Below are 17,791 nucleotides of genomic sequence, written 5' to 3'. Positions count from 1 at the left end.
CAAATTGTGCTTTAGTTTTTTATTTAGAAATGCGAATTTAATATTAACCTCTTCTGCCGCCGGCGCTTCTTGAACCAGAACCGCTTTCTCTTTGTGGCTGGCTGCTTCTTGACTCCTGACTTACTCTTGGAGCTTCAGAACGTTGCGTGTTTGGAGTGCTTTGTTGTCTTGTAGCGTTTCCTCTGTTTTCTGAATAACTTCTCGGTGCTTCTGTTCTTTGAGTTGGAGCCGTTCTATTCGTATTCATACTGTTTTGAGAATTTACTCTTGGAGTATTGGTGTTGTTTTGGCTATAATCTCTTCTGTTTTCTGTTCTTGGAGCATTTTCCACTCTTGCAGGATTATTAGAATTATTTACAGTCGCTGACGGTGTTCTGTTTGTCGTTGTCCCACGGTTTGTGTTATAATTTCTGTCAGTACCAGGAGTTCTATTTTCAGCATAATTTCTATTAGGAGTTCTGTTTTCGCTAGTTGAAACTCTTGAAGAATTTGTTCTGTTAGTATTATAAGTATTCTGGCTTCTTCCGGATTCTCTGCTTGCAATACGTCTTTGATCTAAATCATATCTGTTTGTTACATTAGAATGTCTTTGAGCAAAACTATAGTCAGGACGTCTTGTTTCGTAACCATAAGTACGTCTTGATGCATAAAGGACAGGAGCTCTGTAACTTCTTCTTGTATTTACATAATTATAATGATTGTTTACGTTGATGCAAACATTTATGTTGCTTCTGTATCTGTAAATTGGGTAAGGTCTCCAGGCAGCATAATAGGTTGGATAAACATTCCATGTCCAGCTGGAATAATAAGGTCTGTAATTTGTAACCCAAAACGAAGAATAAATTACTGGCGCAACGCTATACACCGGCTCATAAATATAGTTGTCTCCGTATAAGTAGGTGTTACCTACAACCTGAACGTTCACTTTATTGTAATTATCTCTTTCTACATCAATTGTGGCAATATCCTGATAAACATCACGATCTAAAACCGACTGGATAATTACAACGTGAGTTCTGTCTTCTACAGATTCAATTACACGTAAATAATCAACCTGATCATCTCCATTTAAATCAAGATTAGATATTTGATATTTTGGATCATTCAAACGTCTTTCAAAATCCTGAAGATTCGCTGATTCACCAAAAATAGAAGCTACCGCTCTTAAATCTAAGTTATCGCTTATATCTGAATTTTTTGCATAAACAGTAGTCTGGCTTTGCACTGCACAAGAACCTAAACCTATTGCTAACATGGCTATTAAAAGTATTTTCGTTTTCATTTTTAAATCATATTAAGATTAATATTCTGGGATATCCAATTACTGTGCCAGAAAAAAACACCTAACTTATTTTATATTTTGTAAATAATTGTATTTTAGCACCCATTAAACAATTATTTATATGAAAAAAGTACTTTTATTTTGTTGCGCATTTGTTTTATTTATGTCTTTCAAGACACTGCATTACAGTGATAAAGTAGCGTTAAATGGATACTTTTCCAGTATTGAAGTTGATACTTTATTTAAGGATAAAATTAGTATTCGTGCGATATCAATAGACAAAAATAAAATTTGGTACGGTGGAGATAATTCTCGTTTTGGTTACTATGATTTAGATAAAAAGGAGAAGTACGAAGAGCATATTTATCGTGATACTTTAAAGTTAGAATTTAGAAGCATTGCTCAGACTCCAAATGATGTTTTTTTACTAAGTGTAGGAAATCCTGCGTTACTTTATCAGGTTTCTAAAAAAACAAAAAAAATAAAATTAGTTTACAAAGAAGTTAATGATAAAGTGTTTTATGACAGTATGCAATTCTGGAATGACAAAGAAGGAATTGCTGTTGGAGATCCTACAGAAGATACTTTTTCTGTAATTATTACTCGTGATGGAGGAGAAACATGGACAAAACTATTATCTGATAAATTGCCGACGAATGCTGCTGGTGAAGCTGCTTTTTCTGCAAGTAATACTAATATTGTAATAAAAGGAAATGATACATGGCTGGTTTCGGGCGGAAAAAAAGCAAGAACTTTTTATTCTCCGGACAAAGGGAAAACATGGAAAGTGGTGGATACACCTATAACTCAGGGAAAAGAAATGGCAGGAATTTTTACTGCTGATTTTTATGATGCCAAATTAGGTTTTATTGCTGGTGGTGATTTTGATTCTCCCGATAAAAATAAAGACAACAAAGCTTTTACTAAAGACGGAGGAAAAACATGGGAACTGATTGGTCAAAATGAAGGTTTTGGATATGCTTCATGCGTGCAATATGTTCCTGGAAGTAATGGTATGCAATTAGTTTGCGTTGGATCCGGAGGATTGCAATATTCAACTGATAATGGAGCTTCATGGGTTCAGTTATCAAATGATACCAAGCTTTTTACAATTCGGTTTTTAAATAAAAATACTGCAATTGCAGCTGGTTATAATAAATTGGTGAGAATCAATTTTAAATAAAAATAACAAGAACCCTAAATAATAAAGTAAGTATTATTATATAGGGTTCCTGTCGCTGTTGTTACGGTAAAAATAATTTTAATCTTTTGCAGCTTTATCCCGGTATTGCTGCAATAATTTTCGATTAAAATCGTCTTCTGATTTTTTAAGTTTTAATATTTTTTTTGCTGATAAAACCTTTTTTAAATTAGTATTGTATTTATCACGCAAAAGATATAATTCTTTATCTGTACTTTCCATCTGGGATAAAAGTGTTACAGCGTCTTTTTCAGACATTGAATTGATGTTGTCATCATCTAATTTACGCATATACGTTTTCATTTTTTGATGTCTTAATTCAAATTGTTTATCGTCGTATGCATTGTATATTGGCCAGAATTTTTCTGCTTCTGTAGAAGTCAGCTCAAGTTCTGTTGTTAAAAAAGAAACTTTATAAGCTTTGATTTTTTCACGTTTTTCATCTGTTTTTCCGCTTTGAGCGTAAAATGAAAAACTAATCAGAAATAGCATTATTGGAAATATATTTTTGATTTTCATCTTTTAAGTTGTTTTATTCGGAAATTAAATGCTCAATATTTGGGTTTGTTGCCAGAATATCCTCAAGGGTTTCATCTTCAATTGCAACATTTTTACTTAGTTTTTTGATGTCTTTCGTGTCTAGATTTTGAATCAGATCGTATTGATTTAAATTAGACTGATAGGCTAAATACGTTTCTAAAGTATCTTCGTCAAGTTCTTTAGAGGTATTATTGTAATTGTTTATTATAGGTATCATCATTGCAATTACAACTACTGCTGCAGCAAGTAATGAAAGTGCCTTTTTACGTTTGTAAATCGGAATTACTTTTACTTCTTTTTCTTCGCTTATCTGTTGTAAAACTTTTGCCGAAAAATCATCAAAATAATTTTCCGGAGTTTTAAATCCAGTGGCTATTTTCGGTTCGTTTTCTAATTTAAATGCTTTCATAATATTTATAAGATATGTTTTATAACAAAAGGTTTAATTTGATGTAACATATATTTCAATTTTTTTTACTGCATGATGGTAAGATGCCTTCAAAGCTCCCACTGAAGTTCCCAGAATTTCAGCAATTTCTTCGTATTTTAATTCCTGAAAATATTTCATTTTAAAAACCAATTGTTGCTTTTCCGGCAATGTTACAATGGCTTTTTGAAGTTTTATCTGGATTTCGTCACCGTCAAAATAAACATCAGCTTTTAAATTGTCGATAGTTTTATTTTGCAATGCTTCAGATGATAATCCGTTTAATTTTGCTTTTTGATTCAAAAAAGTCAATGCTTCGTTAGTTGCAATTCGATACATCCAGGAAAAAAGTTTACTTTCTCCCTTGAAATTTTTTAGATATTGAAAAACTTTTACGAAAGTATTCTGCAAAACATCATCAGTATCATCATGATTCAAAACGATGTTCCGAATATGAGAATATAACGGTTTTTGGTAATCAGATACGAGTTTTTGAAACGCTGTATTTTGCGTTTTAGGATTTAATAATTGAGCTATAAATTCCTTCTCGTCGGTCAAATTTTTTGATTTACTTTATTAGAATGAATTTTAAACAAAAGGTTTAACGCCAATTATTTTAGAATTCTGATTGTTCCTCTTCAGTAGTTGGTTTTGGTGTCGGTTTTGGCGCTTCTGCTGCTGGTTTTGGAGTAGTTGATGTTGTTGCTGCAGGATTGTATGCAGGAACTTCTTTAACAACAGGAACCACTTTTGGTTTTATCGGATAATAAATTTCCGTGATTAACTTAGACGGACTTTTTACATCTAATTTACTAACAGCCAAAATTTCAAGATGAGACCAGCTTAATTCCGGAGTTATTTTTTCTCTGTTGATAAAAGCTGTGGTTTTTGCCATTGCTTCATTAAGATGCGTGTAATCACCGGTTAAGGTTGTTTTTACAGCTTCAAATCCGTTTAATTTCCCGCCTAAAATATCACTTCCGGATGTTGTCATGATTTCTTTATTTGTAGGCAAACAAATAGAGACTTTAGCTAATCCTGTTGCAGTGTTGTAAGTATGATAAATAATAAAAGGTTTGCCGTTAGTCGATAAACCATTGTTCTGGCTAAACTCAATAAGTTTAGGAATTACAATTCTGGCGTTTTTATTAATTTTTGCAATTTCACTTGTAAACGTCTGTTTGATATAGGCAGTTTCCGTTTTCTTTACAATTCCGTTTACTTTTACAGCAAAGGTTTTAGTTTCAAAATCTAGGTTTTTATCAATGTTAGCAAGGCTTTTTTCATAAATAGTTCCAATAACTTTATCAGAACCACCGTTTAGAGCTGCGTATACTTTGAATAAAAAACTCATTGTTCCGCTTGATTTCCAGGTAACTTTTGTTTTTCCTGCCAGCGTATCCTTTAGCGTCCAGTTTACATCGGCTTCTGTGCCGTCATATTTCATTTTTTGCTGAATACTTTCTCCTTCAATGGCTTTTAATGTAATTGCATTTCCTTTTCCTTCGGTTCCGTCCCAATAAAAAGAAGCACCGTTTCCGGTAGTTTTGTTTGGGAAAGTCATTTTTATAGTAGGATCTTCAATAGCCCATGATTCAAAATCCTCATAGTTTCTAAAATCATTTATATAATTATAAACGGTTGCTCTTGGTGAATTGATCACTTTGCTTCTTTCAACAGCAAAATTCCCTTTTTGGGTAGCGACAAAAACAGTTAAGGCAACTAAGCTTAATAATAATAGTAGAAATAAATATTTTAGAATCTTCATTGTATTCAGTTATTTTGAGTCGTAAAGTTATAAATTTTATTACTAGTCGCGTTAATAGTGCTGGAATAAAAGTAAACTTTATGAAATTATATTGATCAAAAAAAGCTTTAAAATAAAACGTTTCGGACGAAGTTTAATTGCAAATTTTTCCGAAATTATTTTATTCTAAATGTAGTAATAATTTTTTGAAGTTATCTTTTAAAGAAAAATTTGATCACAAACAAAAGGGCGATAAAAATCAAAAATGCTATAAGTACTTTGTAGTTTCCTTTGTAGAAAATTTTGTGTAATGCAAGATCTTTTCGATAAGCAAATATCATTACGATTACAAATGCAATAAAAAAACAGAGCGCGAATATTAATTGTCCTTGACTAAACATAGTAAAAATTATTTTTGACAAATTTAGAGAATTGTATATGAATAGTTGCTAATTTGGCATTTCATTTAACCAAATAAAATCATGAGGAAACAACTTGATGCAGTTACTGAATTTCATACTGCTTTTAAAATAGGTCACAGTCAAACGCCAATTGCAGATTTAGGCGAAATTAAAAAAACGCTTCGTTATAATTTAATGAAAGAGGAGAATGAGGAATATCTTGAAGCAGTTCAAAACAATGATCTTGTTGAAATTGCTGATGCTCTTGGAGATATGATGTATATTTTATGCGGAACAATTATCGAACACGGTTTGCAGGATAAAATTGAAGCTGTTTTTGACGAAATTCAGCGTAGTAATATGAGTAAATTAGGCGAAGACGGTCAGCCAATTTACAGAGAAGACGGGAAAGTATTAAAAGGTCCGAATTATTTTAAACCTGATTTTTCTAAACTTTTATAGAGAAACTGGCTGGAAAAATTTTGACATATAGAAATGTGAAAAAAATTTAACGCAAAGAACGCTAAGATTTTATATAAGCTGGATTTTGTAAAAACACAAAGTTCGCAAAGCTTTGTGTAATTTTTGTCATTTCGACGAAGGAGAAATCACACTCAAGATTCGACAAAGATTGGCGATTTTGATTGCGGAGTTTCTAGTGTGATTTCTCCTTCGTCGAAATGACAAGATTGTGTTTGACATTCCTGTTGTCTTCGTTAAGTTAGTTTGCATTATAGTTATAATATAAAATAAGAAACCCGACAGGTTTTAATACCTGTCGGGTTTATATATCAATACTAAATACGATTATTGAACTTTAACCGTCCATCCAAAAGTATCTTCAGTTAATTTATTTTGAAGACTTGTTAGTTTTTCTTTTAAAAGAGAAGCATATGAATCCTCTACGGGAGTCATTTCATAATAAACATCCTGATAAGAGAAGCCTTTAATAACGCTGATAACTGCAGCAGTTCCGGCTCCGAAGATTTCTTTTAGTGATCCGTTTTTAGCCGCTTCAACTAATTCTGAAACAATAACTGGACGAACTTCTACTTTAAGACCTTCTTTTTCTGCCATGGCAAGTAAACTTTTTCTGGTGATACCATCTAAGATTCTTTCGCTTGTTGGAGCAGTTAATAAAGTGTCATTGATTCTAAAGAAAACGTTCATTGTTCCCGCTTCTTCTAATTTAGTATGGGTTGCATCATCTGTCCAGATCACTTGTTGAAAGCCATCTTTGTTGGCTAAATTAGTGGGGTAAAATTGTGCACCATAGTTTCCGGCAGCTTTTGCAGCGCCAATTCCACCATTTGCAGCTCTGCTGTAATGTTCAGCAATGATTACTTTTACTTCGCCGGCATAATACGATTGTGCAGGAGATAGTAAAATCATGAATTTATATTCGTCAGAAGGATTAGCAACAACACCAGCGCCGGTTGCAATCATAAAAGGACGGATATACATACTGCTTCCGTTTCCTTTTTGAACCCATTCCTGATCAATTTTCAAAAGCTCATTCAAACCATCCATAAAAATAGATTCCGGAACTTCAGGCATTGCCATACGAATTGCCGAATTATTAAAACGTTTAAAGTTTTCGTCAGGACGAAACAACCAAACATCGTTATTGTCATCCTTATAAGCTTTCATTCCTTCAAAAATAGCTTGTCCGTAATGGAAGACTTTTGAAGAAGGATCCATTAAAATTGGAGCATAAGGTTTAATGACAGGATTTTGCCACTCTCCATTTTTAAAATCACATTCGAATAAATGGTCTGTAAAAACAGCACCAAAGCTTAAGTTTTGAAAGTCTACTCCGCTTATTTTTGACGAAGTCGCTTTTCTGATTTCAATTTTGCTTGTTTGAGTTGTACTCATAATTATATAAAGGTTTTTATGTAATTACATTCCAATAGAAGATTCTAAAGTAATGATTTGGTGTAAAATAGAATTTATTAAATGCAAAATTAAGTAAAAATATATAATTTACTTAGTAAAACTGCATTATTTATGCCGTTTAACTGAGATTTATTTATCTTATAATAAAGTCAAAAAATTAGGACATTTTTATAAAGAATTTATGAAAAAACAGCCGTTTTTTAAGGCTTTACGCATTTGTTTTGATTAAATTTGACTCGTAAAATACGCTGAATACCAATAAAATCAGATTATAAATTCCGAAAATAGTGAAAAGAGAAATAATTAAAACGTTAGATGGTTCTACAACAATTCATTTAGAAGAGTGGGACGAATGTTATCATTCAAAAAATGGTGCCATTCAGGAAGCGAAACATGTATTTATAAAAAACGGACTTTCATTATTTGATAATAATCCGGTAAGTATTCTTGAAATTGGTTTTGGGACAGGTTTAAATGCTTTTGTCACTTTTTTAGAAAGTAATCAAAAAAATCAGACGATTGATTATGTTGGAGTAGAAGCGTATCCGGTTGATGCAGCAGAAGTTTTGGCAATGAATTATGTGACTGAACTGGAGGCATTGGAATTTGAGAACATTTTTCAAAAAATGCATAAATGTGAATGGAATGAAAAAGTTGAAATTTGCAAAGCTTTTTCGTTAACCAAAAGGAAACAATTTTTTCATGAAATCAACGACTTTGAAATTTTTGATTTGATTTACTTTGATGCCTTCGGATATAGAGTGCAACCGGAGCTTTGGAGTACTGAAATTTTCAGGAAAATGTACAATAGTTTAAAGCCAAATGGAGTCTTAGTAACATACGCAGCTCGCGGAGTTGTTAAAAGAAGTATGATTGAAGTTGGATTTACAGTTGAAAAATTAGAGGGACCTCCAGGAAAACGAGAAATGTTTAGAGCCTTTAAAAAGGTTTAAATGAGTTGTTTAGAATTGTTCTATATTGATTTATATTTATTAAGAAAACGTATTCGTAATTATAGTTTTTAAAAAAATAAGTTAAAATAAGCGCTTATGAATCATATTTGATTAAATTTGTGCGAGTTTAGAAATATAGATAACCCCCAAAAATCTTATTTTATTATGTCAAAAATGATGTTTGATTACACGAAATCAATACTTGAGAGAGTTAGTTTCGACCCGATACTTTTCTGCAAAGAATTAGAGAAAGCTATCAAAACACTGTTACCATACGAAATGGAACAATTACAAGAATGGTTAATGAATTTTATTATTGAAAAACCAGAATTAGAACAAAGTTTACTACTGATCAAAGTATAAAAAAAGGAGCCAATTGGCTCCTTTTTTATTTTCTATTTTTTTGGTAACGGACTTATAATTTGAACATTCTGAAAAACAATTGCTCCTTTTACAACTCCTGCAATTGTAGATCTGAGCGCGTCAATGATTTGCATTTTCAATTCGCTTTTAGGGTAAATCAAACTTACCTCACGAGCAGGTTTTGGTTCTTTAAAATTTCGTAGTTTCAGTTTATCGGACTCCTTTAAATCTAAAGTGTGCAAGTACGGAAGTAATGTTGTGCCCAAACCTTCGTCGGCTAATTTGATCAGCGTTTCAAAACTTCCGCTTTGAATCTGAAAATTATTCTGGTCGGTATCGGAACCGTTTTTACATAAATTTAAAATTCCGTCCCTAAAGCAATGTCCATCCTGCAGCAGCAAAATTTCATTTAGATTTAAATCAGATACTTCAATTTCTTCTTTTTGAAAACTCGAATGGCTTTCCGGTATATAAGCCACAAACGGCTCAAAATACAAAACAATCTCTTTTATTTTTTCATCTTCAAGCGGAGTTGCAGCAATCGCAGCATCAAGATGACCGTTTTTTAATTTCAGAATAATTTCATCTGTATTTAATTCTTCGATTAAAAGCTTCACTTTAGGATATTTCTTAATGAAGTTGTTTAAAAACATTGGTAAAAGTGTTGGCATAATAGTAGGGATAATTCCCAAACGAAATTCTCCTCCTATAAAACCCTTTTGCTGTTCTACAATATCTTTAATTCTATCGGCTTCATTTACAATGTTTTTCGCCTGATTGACAATTTTTTGACCAATATCAGTCAATTGGATTGGTTTTTTGCTTCTGTCGAAGATCAGAATATTAAGTTCGTCCTCGATTTTCTGGATTTGCATACTTAAAGTAGGCTGGGTAACAAAACATTTTTCGGCTGCAAGAGTAAAATTTTTATGTTCTGCAACTGCTAACACATATTGTAATTGAGTAATCGTCATTTTGATAGTATTTTGTGATGCAAAAATAAGAAAATATAATTTTTTTTTATACTATTTTTAAAGAAGTTATTTTAAATTTGTAGTAATCATATTATAAAAAGAAGAAAGATGAAAACAAATATTTTAGGATTGCCTGTCAAAGAATCAGAATTGTTAGTGAAAGAATTAAATATTCTGTTGTCAAATTTTCAGGTGTATTATCAAAATTTAAGAGGGATACACTGGAATATTCGTGGTAAACGTTTTTTTGATTTACACGTAAAATTTGAAGAATTATATACAGACTCTCAATTGAAAATCGACATGATTGCAGAAAGAGTTTTAACAATAGGAGGGACTCCGTTGCATACTTTTGAAGATTATATTGCCAACAATAAATTAACTGTTGGAAAAAATATCTCAAACGATGAAAAAGCGGTTCATTTAATCGTGCACTCTCTATCTGATTTACTGAAAATAGAAAGAGGAATTTTAAAACAATCAGATGATATTAATGATGAAGGAACAAATTCTATGATGAGTGACTTTATTGCAGAGCAGGAAAAAACCATCTGGATGATGAATGCCTGGTTAGAAGAAGAGTTGTAACTAATTGTTTTTAAATGTTATACATACAGAATGTTGGTCCGCCGGCATTCTGTTTTTTTATGTTTGTTAAATTTGTAAAAAATTTTTGCTCTCACGCTTTGATTTTATTTCTTTAACACTATTTTTGCTGCAATGAAATTAATCGCTCGCATATTATTATTCATATTTATTGCCTTCTTATCAACCCCAACTCTTGTTACGGTGATGAAGAAAAGCAATGATAGATGTATGTTTTTCAGTTTTTCTGAAGAGGAGCATTCTCATAAAGAACTTAAGGCTGCCGTTTATCCGGTAATACTTCAACATGAAGTTGTAATGCCCGTTTATATTCAAAAAAAGACCATAGTGTCTGAAAATATTGTAAAACTAGACAATATTTCTCCGAGCATTTTTGCTCCACCTCCCAACTTGGCATAATACTTCCGATTATTTTGAACTCAACTGTATTTATATAAATACAGGAAATCTTTAATGAATAATTTTTTTAGTATTGTATTATGACAAAAAAAATCAATCTTTTTGCCAACCTCAAATCTGATTTTGCGTCAGGTTTAGTGGTCTTTTTGGTGGCTCTTCCATTGTGTTTAGGTATCGCAATGGCTTCTGGAGCGCCATTATTTTCTGGTATTATTGCAGGTGTTATTGGTGGTATTGTGGTAGGTTATTTAAGCCAATCGCACATTAGTGTATCTGGTCCGGCAGCTGGATTAACAGCTATTATTTTAACCGCCATTACTGATTTTGGCGCCTTTGATGTGTTTTTAATGTCTGTTTTTATTGCTGGACTAATTCAATTAGCATTAGGATTTTTAAAAGCAGGAAGTATTTCCAATTATTTCCCAACCAATGTTATTGAAGGAATGTTAGCGGGTATTGGAATTATAATCATCTTAAAGCAATTGCCACACGCTTTTGGTTACGATGCTGATTTTGAAGGAGATCAGGCTTTTATTCAAAATGATGGAAGTAATTCCTTTTCGTTTTTATTTGATGTCTTAAATCATATTCAATTAGGAGCAGTAGTAATTTCGCTTGCTTCACTTGTCATATTGATTTCATGGGAAAAAGTTCCATTTTTAAAGAAATTAAAATTAGTTCCGGGTGCGCTTATCGCCGTTATTGCAGGAGTAGTATTAAACCAATTATTTGTTTCGTCAGGAAGTTCATTGGCGATTGCAAAAGAACATTTGGTTTCATTGCCAGTTCCAAAATCTTTCAGTGAATTTAAATCTATTCTGATTACACCAAATTTTGGTGCGGTTACCAATCCACAAGTTTGGGTAGTTGCTGTTACAATTGCGATTGTAGCTTCTATTGAAACATTACTTTGTATTGAAGCTGCGGACAGGATGGATGTTCAAAAACGTTATACAAATACTAATGTCGAGCTTAGAGCACAAGGTATTGGTAATATTTTAAGTTCACTTTTAGGTGGTTTGCCTATGACATCTGTTGTAGTGAGATCATCTGCAAACAATAATGCAGGGGCAAAATCTAAAATGTCTGCTATTATTCACGGTATACTTTTACTGATAAGCGTGTTGTCAATTCCATCAATTTTAAATAAAATTCCCTTAGCAACTTTAGCAACCGTTTTAATTTTGGTAGGATATAAATTAGCGAAACCGGCCACTTTCAAACATTTTTGGGAGAAAGGAAAATACCAGTTCATACCGTTTGTAGCAACTTTAGTATTTGTTGTAGCTACAGATTTACTTAAAGGTGTTGCCTTAGGAATTGTAATTAGTATCATTTTTGTATTGAGAGGAAACCTGAAAAGAGCGTACAGTTTCAAAAAAGAAGAATACGAAGATGGAGATGTGATTCATATTGATTTAGCCCAGGAAGTTTCATTTTTAAACAAAGCGGCTATCAAATTAACATTGAGCGAAATTCCTCAAAATTCTAAATTAATTATCAATGCGCACGATACAGAGTATATTGCCCATGATGTTTTAGACTTAATTCGTGAGTTTAAGGAAACCCGCGCTATTGATGAAAATATCAAAGTAAAACTAAAAGGATTTAAAGAAGCTTATGAGCTTGAAAATTCTCCGGAGGTTAACAATCATGTTACTATAGAGCATTATTATGATGTTGCAAAAAGAGCCTTGATTAAAAAAGAAACGGTAAAAGAAGATTTTTAAATAATTAAATTAATTTTAGGTATTTCTTCATTGTGAGAAGTATGAAAATTAGATAACTTTACAGTAAAGTTATTTTAATATGTTTAAACATGTAGAAGTACCATTCAAAAAACAAAAAAATGAAAGAGTTTTATAAACAAATACTAGAAAACAACAAGCAGTGGGTAGAAAAATCATTAGCATTAGATCCTAATTATTTTGCAGATTTAGCTAAAGGACAAACTCCGCCATTATTATGGATTGGATGCTCTGACAGCCGTGTTCCTGCAAATGAAATTATTGGAGCTAAACCGGGAGAGGTTTTTGTACACCGTAATATTGCTAATATGGTCGTACACTCTGATATGAATATGTTAAGTGTATTAGATTATGCAGTAAACGTTTTAAAAGTAAAACACGTTATTGTTTGCGGGCATTACGGCTGTGGTGGTGTAAAAGCTGCTATGGGAAATTTATCCGTAGGGATTATCGACAACTGGATTCGTCATATTAAAGATGAATACCGTTTACATGATAAATATTTAAATTCGATTGAAGACGAAACAGAACGTTTTAATGCTTTTGTAGAAATCAATGCTAAAGAGCAGGTTTACAATTTAGCAAAAACTTCTATCGTTCAGGGAGCGTGGAAAAACGGTCAGGAGTTAATGCTTCACGGTTGGGTTTACGGATTAAATTCTGGTTTTGTAACAGATTTAAACGTAAACATTGCTTCTAATGATGAATTAGACGATGTTTACCAACTAAGTAATCTATAATAATAAATAAAAAATCGCCTCACAAGGGCGATTTTTTTTATTCGTTTTCGTCTAGATTTTCATTAAATGCCGATGGCAGCATAGTGGGAATAAACTTGATTAAAATAGGCAATAACAAACTTCCGCCGGGAAGTAAAAATATAGTCAGTGACGGAATCGTTTTGCAAATATCTAAAAGTTGTTTTTTTACTTTCTTTTTTTCCTTCGCATCCAAATCTCTGGTTGTAGAATAAGCCAATAAAACCATTAATTCCTTACTTTGAATAATTTCCTTGACTAATCGGTTTTTATTTCTTATAATTAGTTTTACAACGCTGTGCGTCATTTGATCATAAAAATGCTTTACCGGATTAGAATAATTAAAATACGGAATCTTCTTTTTATGAGTAGTAATAAAATCGTGTGTAGTATCGATGCTTTTGGTTACAAAATCATCAGAAACGCCCATCATTGATCCTAACGAATATAAAAAGTAAGCTTCTTCATTTTCTACAACACCATCGCTCCATAAAGCCATTCCCGCCATATCTATTAAATAATAATATTCTAATTTATTATTAAAGTAATTCAGTTGTAAGGTTTCTAAAGTGTCAACCGTAACTTTTGAAAATTTAGAATATCTAATAGAAGCTTCAAAAAGCTTAATTAATAAATCGTCGTGTTGTGATTTTACAGTTTTAGTTTTTAAAGCCAATCCCACAATACCCAAAACGGTTTCTTCAATTCGTTTTAAATATTTTTCAGGAATTGCACCTTTTTCCAAATATTGTCTGAACGCCAAAACATCAATAAACAAAAGTGCATTCGTTACTAAATGCGAAAAGTTTTTACTGATAATGCTGTCATTTGTCTGAACACGTTGATCTATTATATTTTCTAAAGAGTGGGAAGGCGTATCTTTTGGAAGTAAAATTTTGAATAAATTAAACCCTTCAGGATTCATTTCATTATAAAACTTTAAAACTTCTGCAATAAAATTATCAGGTTCAGAGCTTCTTTGTTCTAAACAATAAACGCCATATAAGGTATTTAATAAAGCGATTTTAGAAATTTCGGTTTTAAACCAGCCCTTTATATGTACAGGCTTTTGAGAATCAATAGCTATAATATGTCCATAGATAAAACCAGTTTCTCTGACTTTATAGTAAAACGATTCCGTAGTTTCAAAAGGAATAGCCTCTAAAAACTTTTGTTCACTAAAAAACTTGTCTATCCAACCTGATGCCGATGGGTTAATCATTCACTTTAATTTATAGCTGCAAAGCTATATCTTTTTCTCTTGTTAGGATAAGTTTTAAATGAAATAACCACCAGATTTTGTGAAATCCGGTGGTTATTTATGTTTTTATTTGATGATTCCGGCGCAAGCAGCTCTTCCGCCAGCATTTCCGGTAGGCTGAGTTGTAAAATCATCAGTTCCCTGATGTACAATTAAACCTTTTCCTAAAATATCTTTGTTTGTGTCTCCACAACCTATACACCATTCGTCAGTAGTTAATGAGATAGATCCGTTACCTTTTGCGTCAGCGGTAAAGTTCCCAATATCACCTTTATGATATTCTGCAACGCCCCATTTTCCATGTTTTTTAAACGTTGGATTCCAGTGTCCGCCAGCAGAACTTCCGTCGGCAGCAGTACAATCTGCTTTCTCGTGAATGTGGATTGCGTGAACTCCGGGAGTTAATCCGGTCATTTTTGCTACAAAAGTTACTTTTCCGTTTTTCTCTGTAAAAGTAGCAGTTCCGGTAACAGTACTATTACTTTTTGGCTCTAAAGCAACAGTTAACGTTTTGGCATCATTTGATTTTGTATTGGTCTTACAGCCAATAATTAAGGCTGTAATTATAGCGAAGGAAACGATTATTTTTTTCATAAAAAAGGCTTTTAAATTAAACATTAAGTAAATTTAACATAAAATTCCGACATTCATTCCCGCTAAAAGTTAAATATATCTAAAACTATCATTAGTAATTTTAGTCTGACATCAAGAAGGCATCAGGAATTTATTACGTAATTTAGTGTGTTTTAAATTTCAAGATACATTGGCACAATCTATTTACTAAAAAATAGAAAGGAAGATGAAACTTCTAAATACATGTTTTATGAAAACTAAATTATCCCTTTTATTACTGTTGCTAAGCTTTTTAATTTCTCCCGTTTTTGCACAGGAAAAAACTAAAAAAGAACTAAAAGCAGAAAGAGATTCACAAAAGCAAAAAGAAACTGAAGCATTAATAAATGCTAGGAAATTCGATTTTGAAGCACAAAAAGTAACTCCGCAAGGAGGCAGGATGATCATTTTAGATTACAATACCTATTTTTTAAAATTTGATACTGAAAAAACAACTGGAGATTTACCGTTCTTCGGCAGGGCTTTTAATGTTGCTTACGGAGGTGATGGCGGAATAAAATTTGAAGGTGTTCCTGAGAATATAAAGATCGAAAAAAAGAAGAAAAGTTATATTGTGAAAGCAACAGTCAAAGGTAAAAATGATGTTTATGACCTGATGTTTACTATTTTTCCTGACGGAGGTGCAACGGTTTCTATTAATAGTAATAACAGAGCATCAATTTCATACGATGGAGAAATCAAAGCTCCAAAAAGCACTGAAAGTAAAAAATAGAACGTTTTAACTTGTTAAAAAAAATCAGTATATTTGATAACCCGTTGATTTTTAGAAACAAATTAAAAATGTAATACTATGAAAAAAATTAGTCTTATTCTTATTATGATTGTTACTTGCTTATCATCTTATGCTCAATCTTCGTTCAAGGAAGATGTCGATGTTTTGCAAAGTGTGTACGGTAAATCAAAAAGTGATCTTGTAAAACAGTATATGAACTTATCTGATACACAATCTGTTGCTTTTACAAAAGTGTACGATGATTATGAAACAGCACGTAAAGCTCTCGGTCAATCAAAATTTCAGCTAATCAATGATTACGCATCTAATTACGCGACGCTTACAGATGAAAAAGCTGATGAGCTGGCAAAAGGTACTTTGAAAAATCACTTAGCCTATGAAAAATTATATTGTAAAACGTATTCTAAAGCAAAAAAGGCAGTTGGAGCAATAAACGCTGCAAAATTTATTCAGTTAGAAATATACCTGCAAACGATAATCAGAGCAGAAATTTTAGAATCGATTCCTTTTATTGGAGAATTAGATAAATCGAAAATTCAGTAGCTTTCTAAAGTAATAAAATAGAAAAAACGGCAGTTATAAATTTTATAACTGCCGTTTTTTTATTTGTTGTAAAACTTATTTATTTAGCCGTTTTAGCTTCATAAATAGCATTTACCATTCCGTCACGCGGACTGTCTAATGTAAGTTCCCAAAACATGATTCCGCCTAATTTTTTAGCTTTCACATATTCTGTTTTAGCTTTGATAGATCTAAGATCGTCTGATGTCGCAAAGGTTTTAGTTTTTTCATTGTACCAATAAGGCGCTTTTGCTTTTTCATCCCAAAAATATTTCCAGCCATTTGCTTCCGTATAAGTTGTAGCAAAATTTTTGAAATTTACACCCTCAATATGTTCTCCGGCCTGGTAAAGACCATTGTTTATATTTTCTACATTTCTCCATGTTCTGGAATAAAATGCGCCGCCAATAATCAACTTTTCGGCAGGAACTCCTTGTTTCAATAAATAGGTAACCGCTTTATCTGTAGATTCTTCCTTAGCGTTTGTACTGTATAATGGTGTGTGATGTCCCGTAACTTTAGAATATCCGTTTACTAAATCATAACTCATAATGTTGATTCGGTTTACTAATGGAGCGACAGTTTTCCAGTCAATAGATTCATCCAGATATTTCTGAAATCCTCCGGCAGCAAAACTCAATTCGTATTTTTTACCTAAAGTCGAACGTAAAATTTTAATTAGTTCAGTAAAATTAGGTTTGTCAGCAGCTTGAAATAAATGTCCTGGCAGTCCCTCAATTGCAGGATATTCCCAGTCTAAATCTAAACCATCAACTTTAAAATAGTTGCTGACTTCTTTTACGGATTTAGCAAAAGTTAATCTTCCTTCGGCAGTAGAAAAAGCAGCAGAACAAGGCTCGCAACCTCCCCAGCCACCAAGCGATAGTACAATTTTTAGTTGCGGATTTGAAGCTTTTAGAGAAACCAAATGTTTAATTGTAATAGAATCTTTAGCAGAATCAACGCTTAATTTTCCGTCTTTTAAATGACAGAAACTAAATATAATCTGATCCAGTTTTTTTACTTCGTATTCGTTAATTACTTTGTCATCGCCTGTGTAATAAGCAATAATGTCCAGTTTTTTACTTTTTTGTGCAAAGATTGTTGACGTAAAGCTGCACAGTAAAAGCAAGGCAATCAGGTTAATTTGTTTCATTGTATGTTTTTTAGCGTTTTTTAGAATGCTAAATATAAAACATTACATTAGAAAATTCATCACCAATGATGTAACAGAAATGTAATTTTAATAAAGATTTGTGAAATGGCATTTTTAAACCATATAAGTGATGTAAGAAAAATATAAGC

21 protein-coding genes are annotated in these 17,791 nt (G+C 32.2%); 10 read left to right on the top strand and 11 right to left on the bottom strand.

All coding sequences use genetic code 11. The features are described 5' to 3' along the window. Positions 1-43: 43 nt before the first annotated feature. Positions 44-1,282 carry a hypothetical protein gene (locus ACHRVX_RS14960; RefSeq protein ID WP_395333572.1) on the bottom strand — a complete coding sequence of 413 codons (1,239 nt, stop codon included), beginning with the start codon at positions 1,280-1,282 and terminating at the stop codon, positions 44-46. Positions 1,283-1,403: 121 nt separating this feature from the next. On the opposite strand from ACHRVX_RS14960, the gene ACHRVX_RS14955 reads away from it, so the two are divergent. Beyond that, positions 1,404-2,465, top strand: a complete 1,062-nt coding sequence (locus ACHRVX_RS14955) for a WD40/YVTN/BNR-like repeat-containing protein (RefSeq protein ID WP_395333570.1) — start codon at positions 1,404-1,406, stop codon at positions 2,463-2,465. Between the two features lie 78 nt (positions 2,466-2,543). Here the strand turns inward: ACHRVX_RS14955 and ACHRVX_RS14950 are convergent, their stop codons facing one another. From ACHRVX_RS14950 to ACHRVX_RS14930, 5 genes are all read right to left on the bottom strand, one after another. After that, positions 2,544-3,002 carry a sensor of ECF-type sigma factor gene (locus ACHRVX_RS14950; protein ID WP_395333568.1) on the bottom strand — a complete coding sequence of 153 codons (459 nt, stop codon included), beginning with the start codon at positions 3,000-3,002 and terminating at the stop codon, positions 2,544-2,546. A gap of 13 nt (positions 3,003-3,015) precedes the next feature. Beyond that, positions 3,016-3,432, bottom strand: coding sequence for a hypothetical protein (locus ACHRVX_RS14945; RefSeq protein WP_395333567.1), 417 nt, complete (start codon positions 3,430-3,432; stop codon positions 3,016-3,018). A gap of 33 nt (positions 3,433-3,465) precedes the next feature. After that, positions 3,466-4,008 carry an RNA polymerase sigma factor gene (locus tag ACHRVX_RS14940; protein WP_395333565.1) on the bottom strand — a complete coding sequence of 181 codons (543 nt, stop codon included), beginning with the start codon at positions 4,006-4,008 and terminating at the stop codon, positions 3,466-3,468. Between the two features lie 58 nt (positions 4,009-4,066). Further along, the gene (locus tag ACHRVX_RS14935; RefSeq protein ID WP_395333563.1) at positions 4,067-5,218 is read right to left on the bottom strand and encodes a transcriptional regulator; all 1,152 of its coding nucleotides are present in this window, start codon (positions 5,216-5,218) and stop codon (positions 4,067-4,069) included. 191 nt (positions 5,219-5,409) lie between these two features. Continuing rightward, positions 5,410-5,598, bottom strand: a complete 189-nt coding sequence (locus tag ACHRVX_RS14930; RefSeq protein WP_394773422.1) for a hypothetical protein — start codon at positions 5,596-5,598, stop codon at positions 5,410-5,412. Between the two features lie 81 nt (positions 5,599-5,679). Here ACHRVX_RS14930 and ACHRVX_RS14925 point away from each other — a divergent pair, with 81 nt between their 5' ends. Next, the gene (locus tag ACHRVX_RS14925) at positions 5,680-6,060 is read left to right on the top strand and encodes a nucleoside triphosphate pyrophosphohydrolase family protein (RefSeq protein WP_213307686.1); all 381 of its coding nucleotides are present in this window, start codon (positions 5,680-5,682) and stop codon (positions 6,058-6,060) included. Positions 6,061-6,405: 345 nt separating this feature from the next. Here the strand turns inward: ACHRVX_RS14925 and ACHRVX_RS14920 are convergent, their stop codons facing one another. After that, the gene (locus tag ACHRVX_RS14920) at positions 6,406-7,476 is read right to left on the bottom strand and encodes a branched-chain amino acid aminotransferase (RefSeq protein ID WP_395333560.1); all 1,071 of its coding nucleotides are present in this window, start codon (positions 7,474-7,476) and stop codon (positions 6,406-6,408) included. Between the two features lie 308 nt (positions 7,477-7,784). Between ACHRVX_RS14920 and mnmD the strand changes: the two genes are divergently transcribed. Together mnmD and ACHRVX_RS14910 are read left to right on the top strand one after the other, a co-directional pair. Further along, positions 7,785-8,450, top strand: a complete 666-nt coding sequence (mnmD, locus tag ACHRVX_RS14915) for a tRNA (5-methylaminomethyl-2-thiouridine)(34)-methyltransferase MnmD (protein ID WP_395333558.1) — start codon at positions 7,785-7,787, stop codon at positions 8,448-8,450. Positions 8,451-8,615: 165 nt separating this feature from the next. Further along, the gene (locus ACHRVX_RS14910; RefSeq protein ID WP_244860295.1) at positions 8,616-8,813 is read left to right on the top strand and encodes a hypothetical protein; all 198 of its coding nucleotides are present in this window, start codon (positions 8,616-8,618) and stop codon (positions 8,811-8,813) included. A 32-nt stretch (positions 8,814-8,845) separates the two neighbouring features. On the opposite strand, the gene ACHRVX_RS14905 is transcribed toward ACHRVX_RS14910, so the two are convergent. Next, complete coding sequence (locus ACHRVX_RS14905) at positions 8,846-9,787, bottom strand: LysR substrate-binding domain-containing protein (RefSeq protein WP_213299070.1); 942 nt, start codon at positions 9,785-9,787, stop codon at positions 8,846-8,848. A 108-nt stretch (positions 9,788-9,895) separates the two neighbouring features. Here ACHRVX_RS14905 and ACHRVX_RS14900 point away from each other — a divergent pair, with 108 nt between their 5' ends. The 4 genes from ACHRVX_RS14900 to can all read left to right on the top strand — a co-directional run bounded on the left by ACHRVX_RS14900 (position 9,896) and on the right by can (position 13,280). Further along, the gene (locus ACHRVX_RS14900; RefSeq protein ID WP_395333556.1) at positions 9,896-10,375 is read left to right on the top strand and encodes a Dps family protein; all 480 of its coding nucleotides are present in this window, start codon (positions 9,896-9,898) and stop codon (positions 10,373-10,375) included. Positions 10,376-10,507: 132 nt separating this feature from the next. Next, positions 10,508-10,792 (top strand): hypothetical protein, encoded by a 285-nt coding sequence (locus ACHRVX_RS14895; protein WP_395333554.1) that lies wholly within the window; start codon positions 10,508-10,510, stop codon positions 10,790-10,792. A gap of 80 nt (positions 10,793-10,872) precedes the next feature. Further along, positions 10,873-12,522, top strand: coding sequence for a SulP family inorganic anion transporter (locus ACHRVX_RS14890; RefSeq protein WP_395333552.1), 1,650 nt, complete (start codon positions 10,873-10,875; stop codon positions 12,520-12,522). A 119-nt stretch (positions 12,523-12,641) separates the two neighbouring features. Further along, the gene (gene can, locus ACHRVX_RS14885) at positions 12,642-13,280 is read left to right on the top strand and encodes a carbonate dehydratase (RefSeq protein WP_395333550.1); all 639 of its coding nucleotides are present in this window, start codon (positions 12,642-12,644) and stop codon (positions 13,278-13,280) included. Positions 13,281-13,317: 37 nt separating this feature from the next. Here the strand turns inward: can and ACHRVX_RS14880 are convergent, their stop codons facing one another. Together ACHRVX_RS14880 and ACHRVX_RS14875 are read right to left on the bottom strand one after the other, a co-directional pair. Then, positions 13,318-14,520 (bottom strand): LETM1-related biofilm-associated protein, encoded by a 1,203-nt coding sequence (locus ACHRVX_RS14880; protein ID WP_395333548.1) that lies wholly within the window; start codon positions 14,518-14,520, stop codon positions 13,318-13,320. Positions 14,521-14,625: 105 nt separating this feature from the next. After that, entirely contained in the window at positions 14,626-15,153 is a 528-nt protein-coding gene (locus ACHRVX_RS14875; protein ID WP_395333546.1) for a superoxide dismutase family protein, read from the bottom strand. 229 nt (positions 15,154-15,382) lie between these two features. Between ACHRVX_RS14875 and ACHRVX_RS14870 the strand changes: the two genes are divergently transcribed. Continuing rightward, the gene (locus ACHRVX_RS14870) at positions 15,383-15,904 is read left to right on the top strand and encodes a DUF4251 domain-containing protein (protein ID WP_395333544.1); all 522 of its coding nucleotides are present in this window, start codon (positions 15,383-15,385) and stop codon (positions 15,902-15,904) included. A 78-nt stretch (positions 15,905-15,982) separates the two neighbouring features. After that, entirely contained in the window at positions 15,983-16,468 is a 486-nt protein-coding gene (locus ACHRVX_RS14865; RefSeq protein ID WP_395333541.1) for a hypothetical protein, read from the top strand. Between the two features lie 79 nt (positions 16,469-16,547). Here ACHRVX_RS14865 and ACHRVX_RS14860 read toward each other — a convergent pair whose 3' ends face one another. Next, positions 16,548-17,642 (bottom strand): glycoside hydrolase family 18 protein, encoded by a 1,095-nt coding sequence (locus ACHRVX_RS14860; protein WP_395333538.1) that lies wholly within the window; start codon positions 17,640-17,642, stop codon positions 16,548-16,550. Positions 17,643-17,791: the final 149 nt, after the last annotated feature.

Origin of the sequence: Flavobacterium sp. FlaQc-47 (genome assembly GCF_044006475.1) — a bacterium.
In the GTDB taxonomy this organism is placed as follows: domain Bacteria; phylum Bacteroidota; class Bacteroidia; order Flavobacteriales; family Flavobacteriaceae; genus Flavobacterium.
Note: the sequence above shows the minus strand (reverse complement) of the source record. Positions and strands in the feature narration are given on the sequence as shown.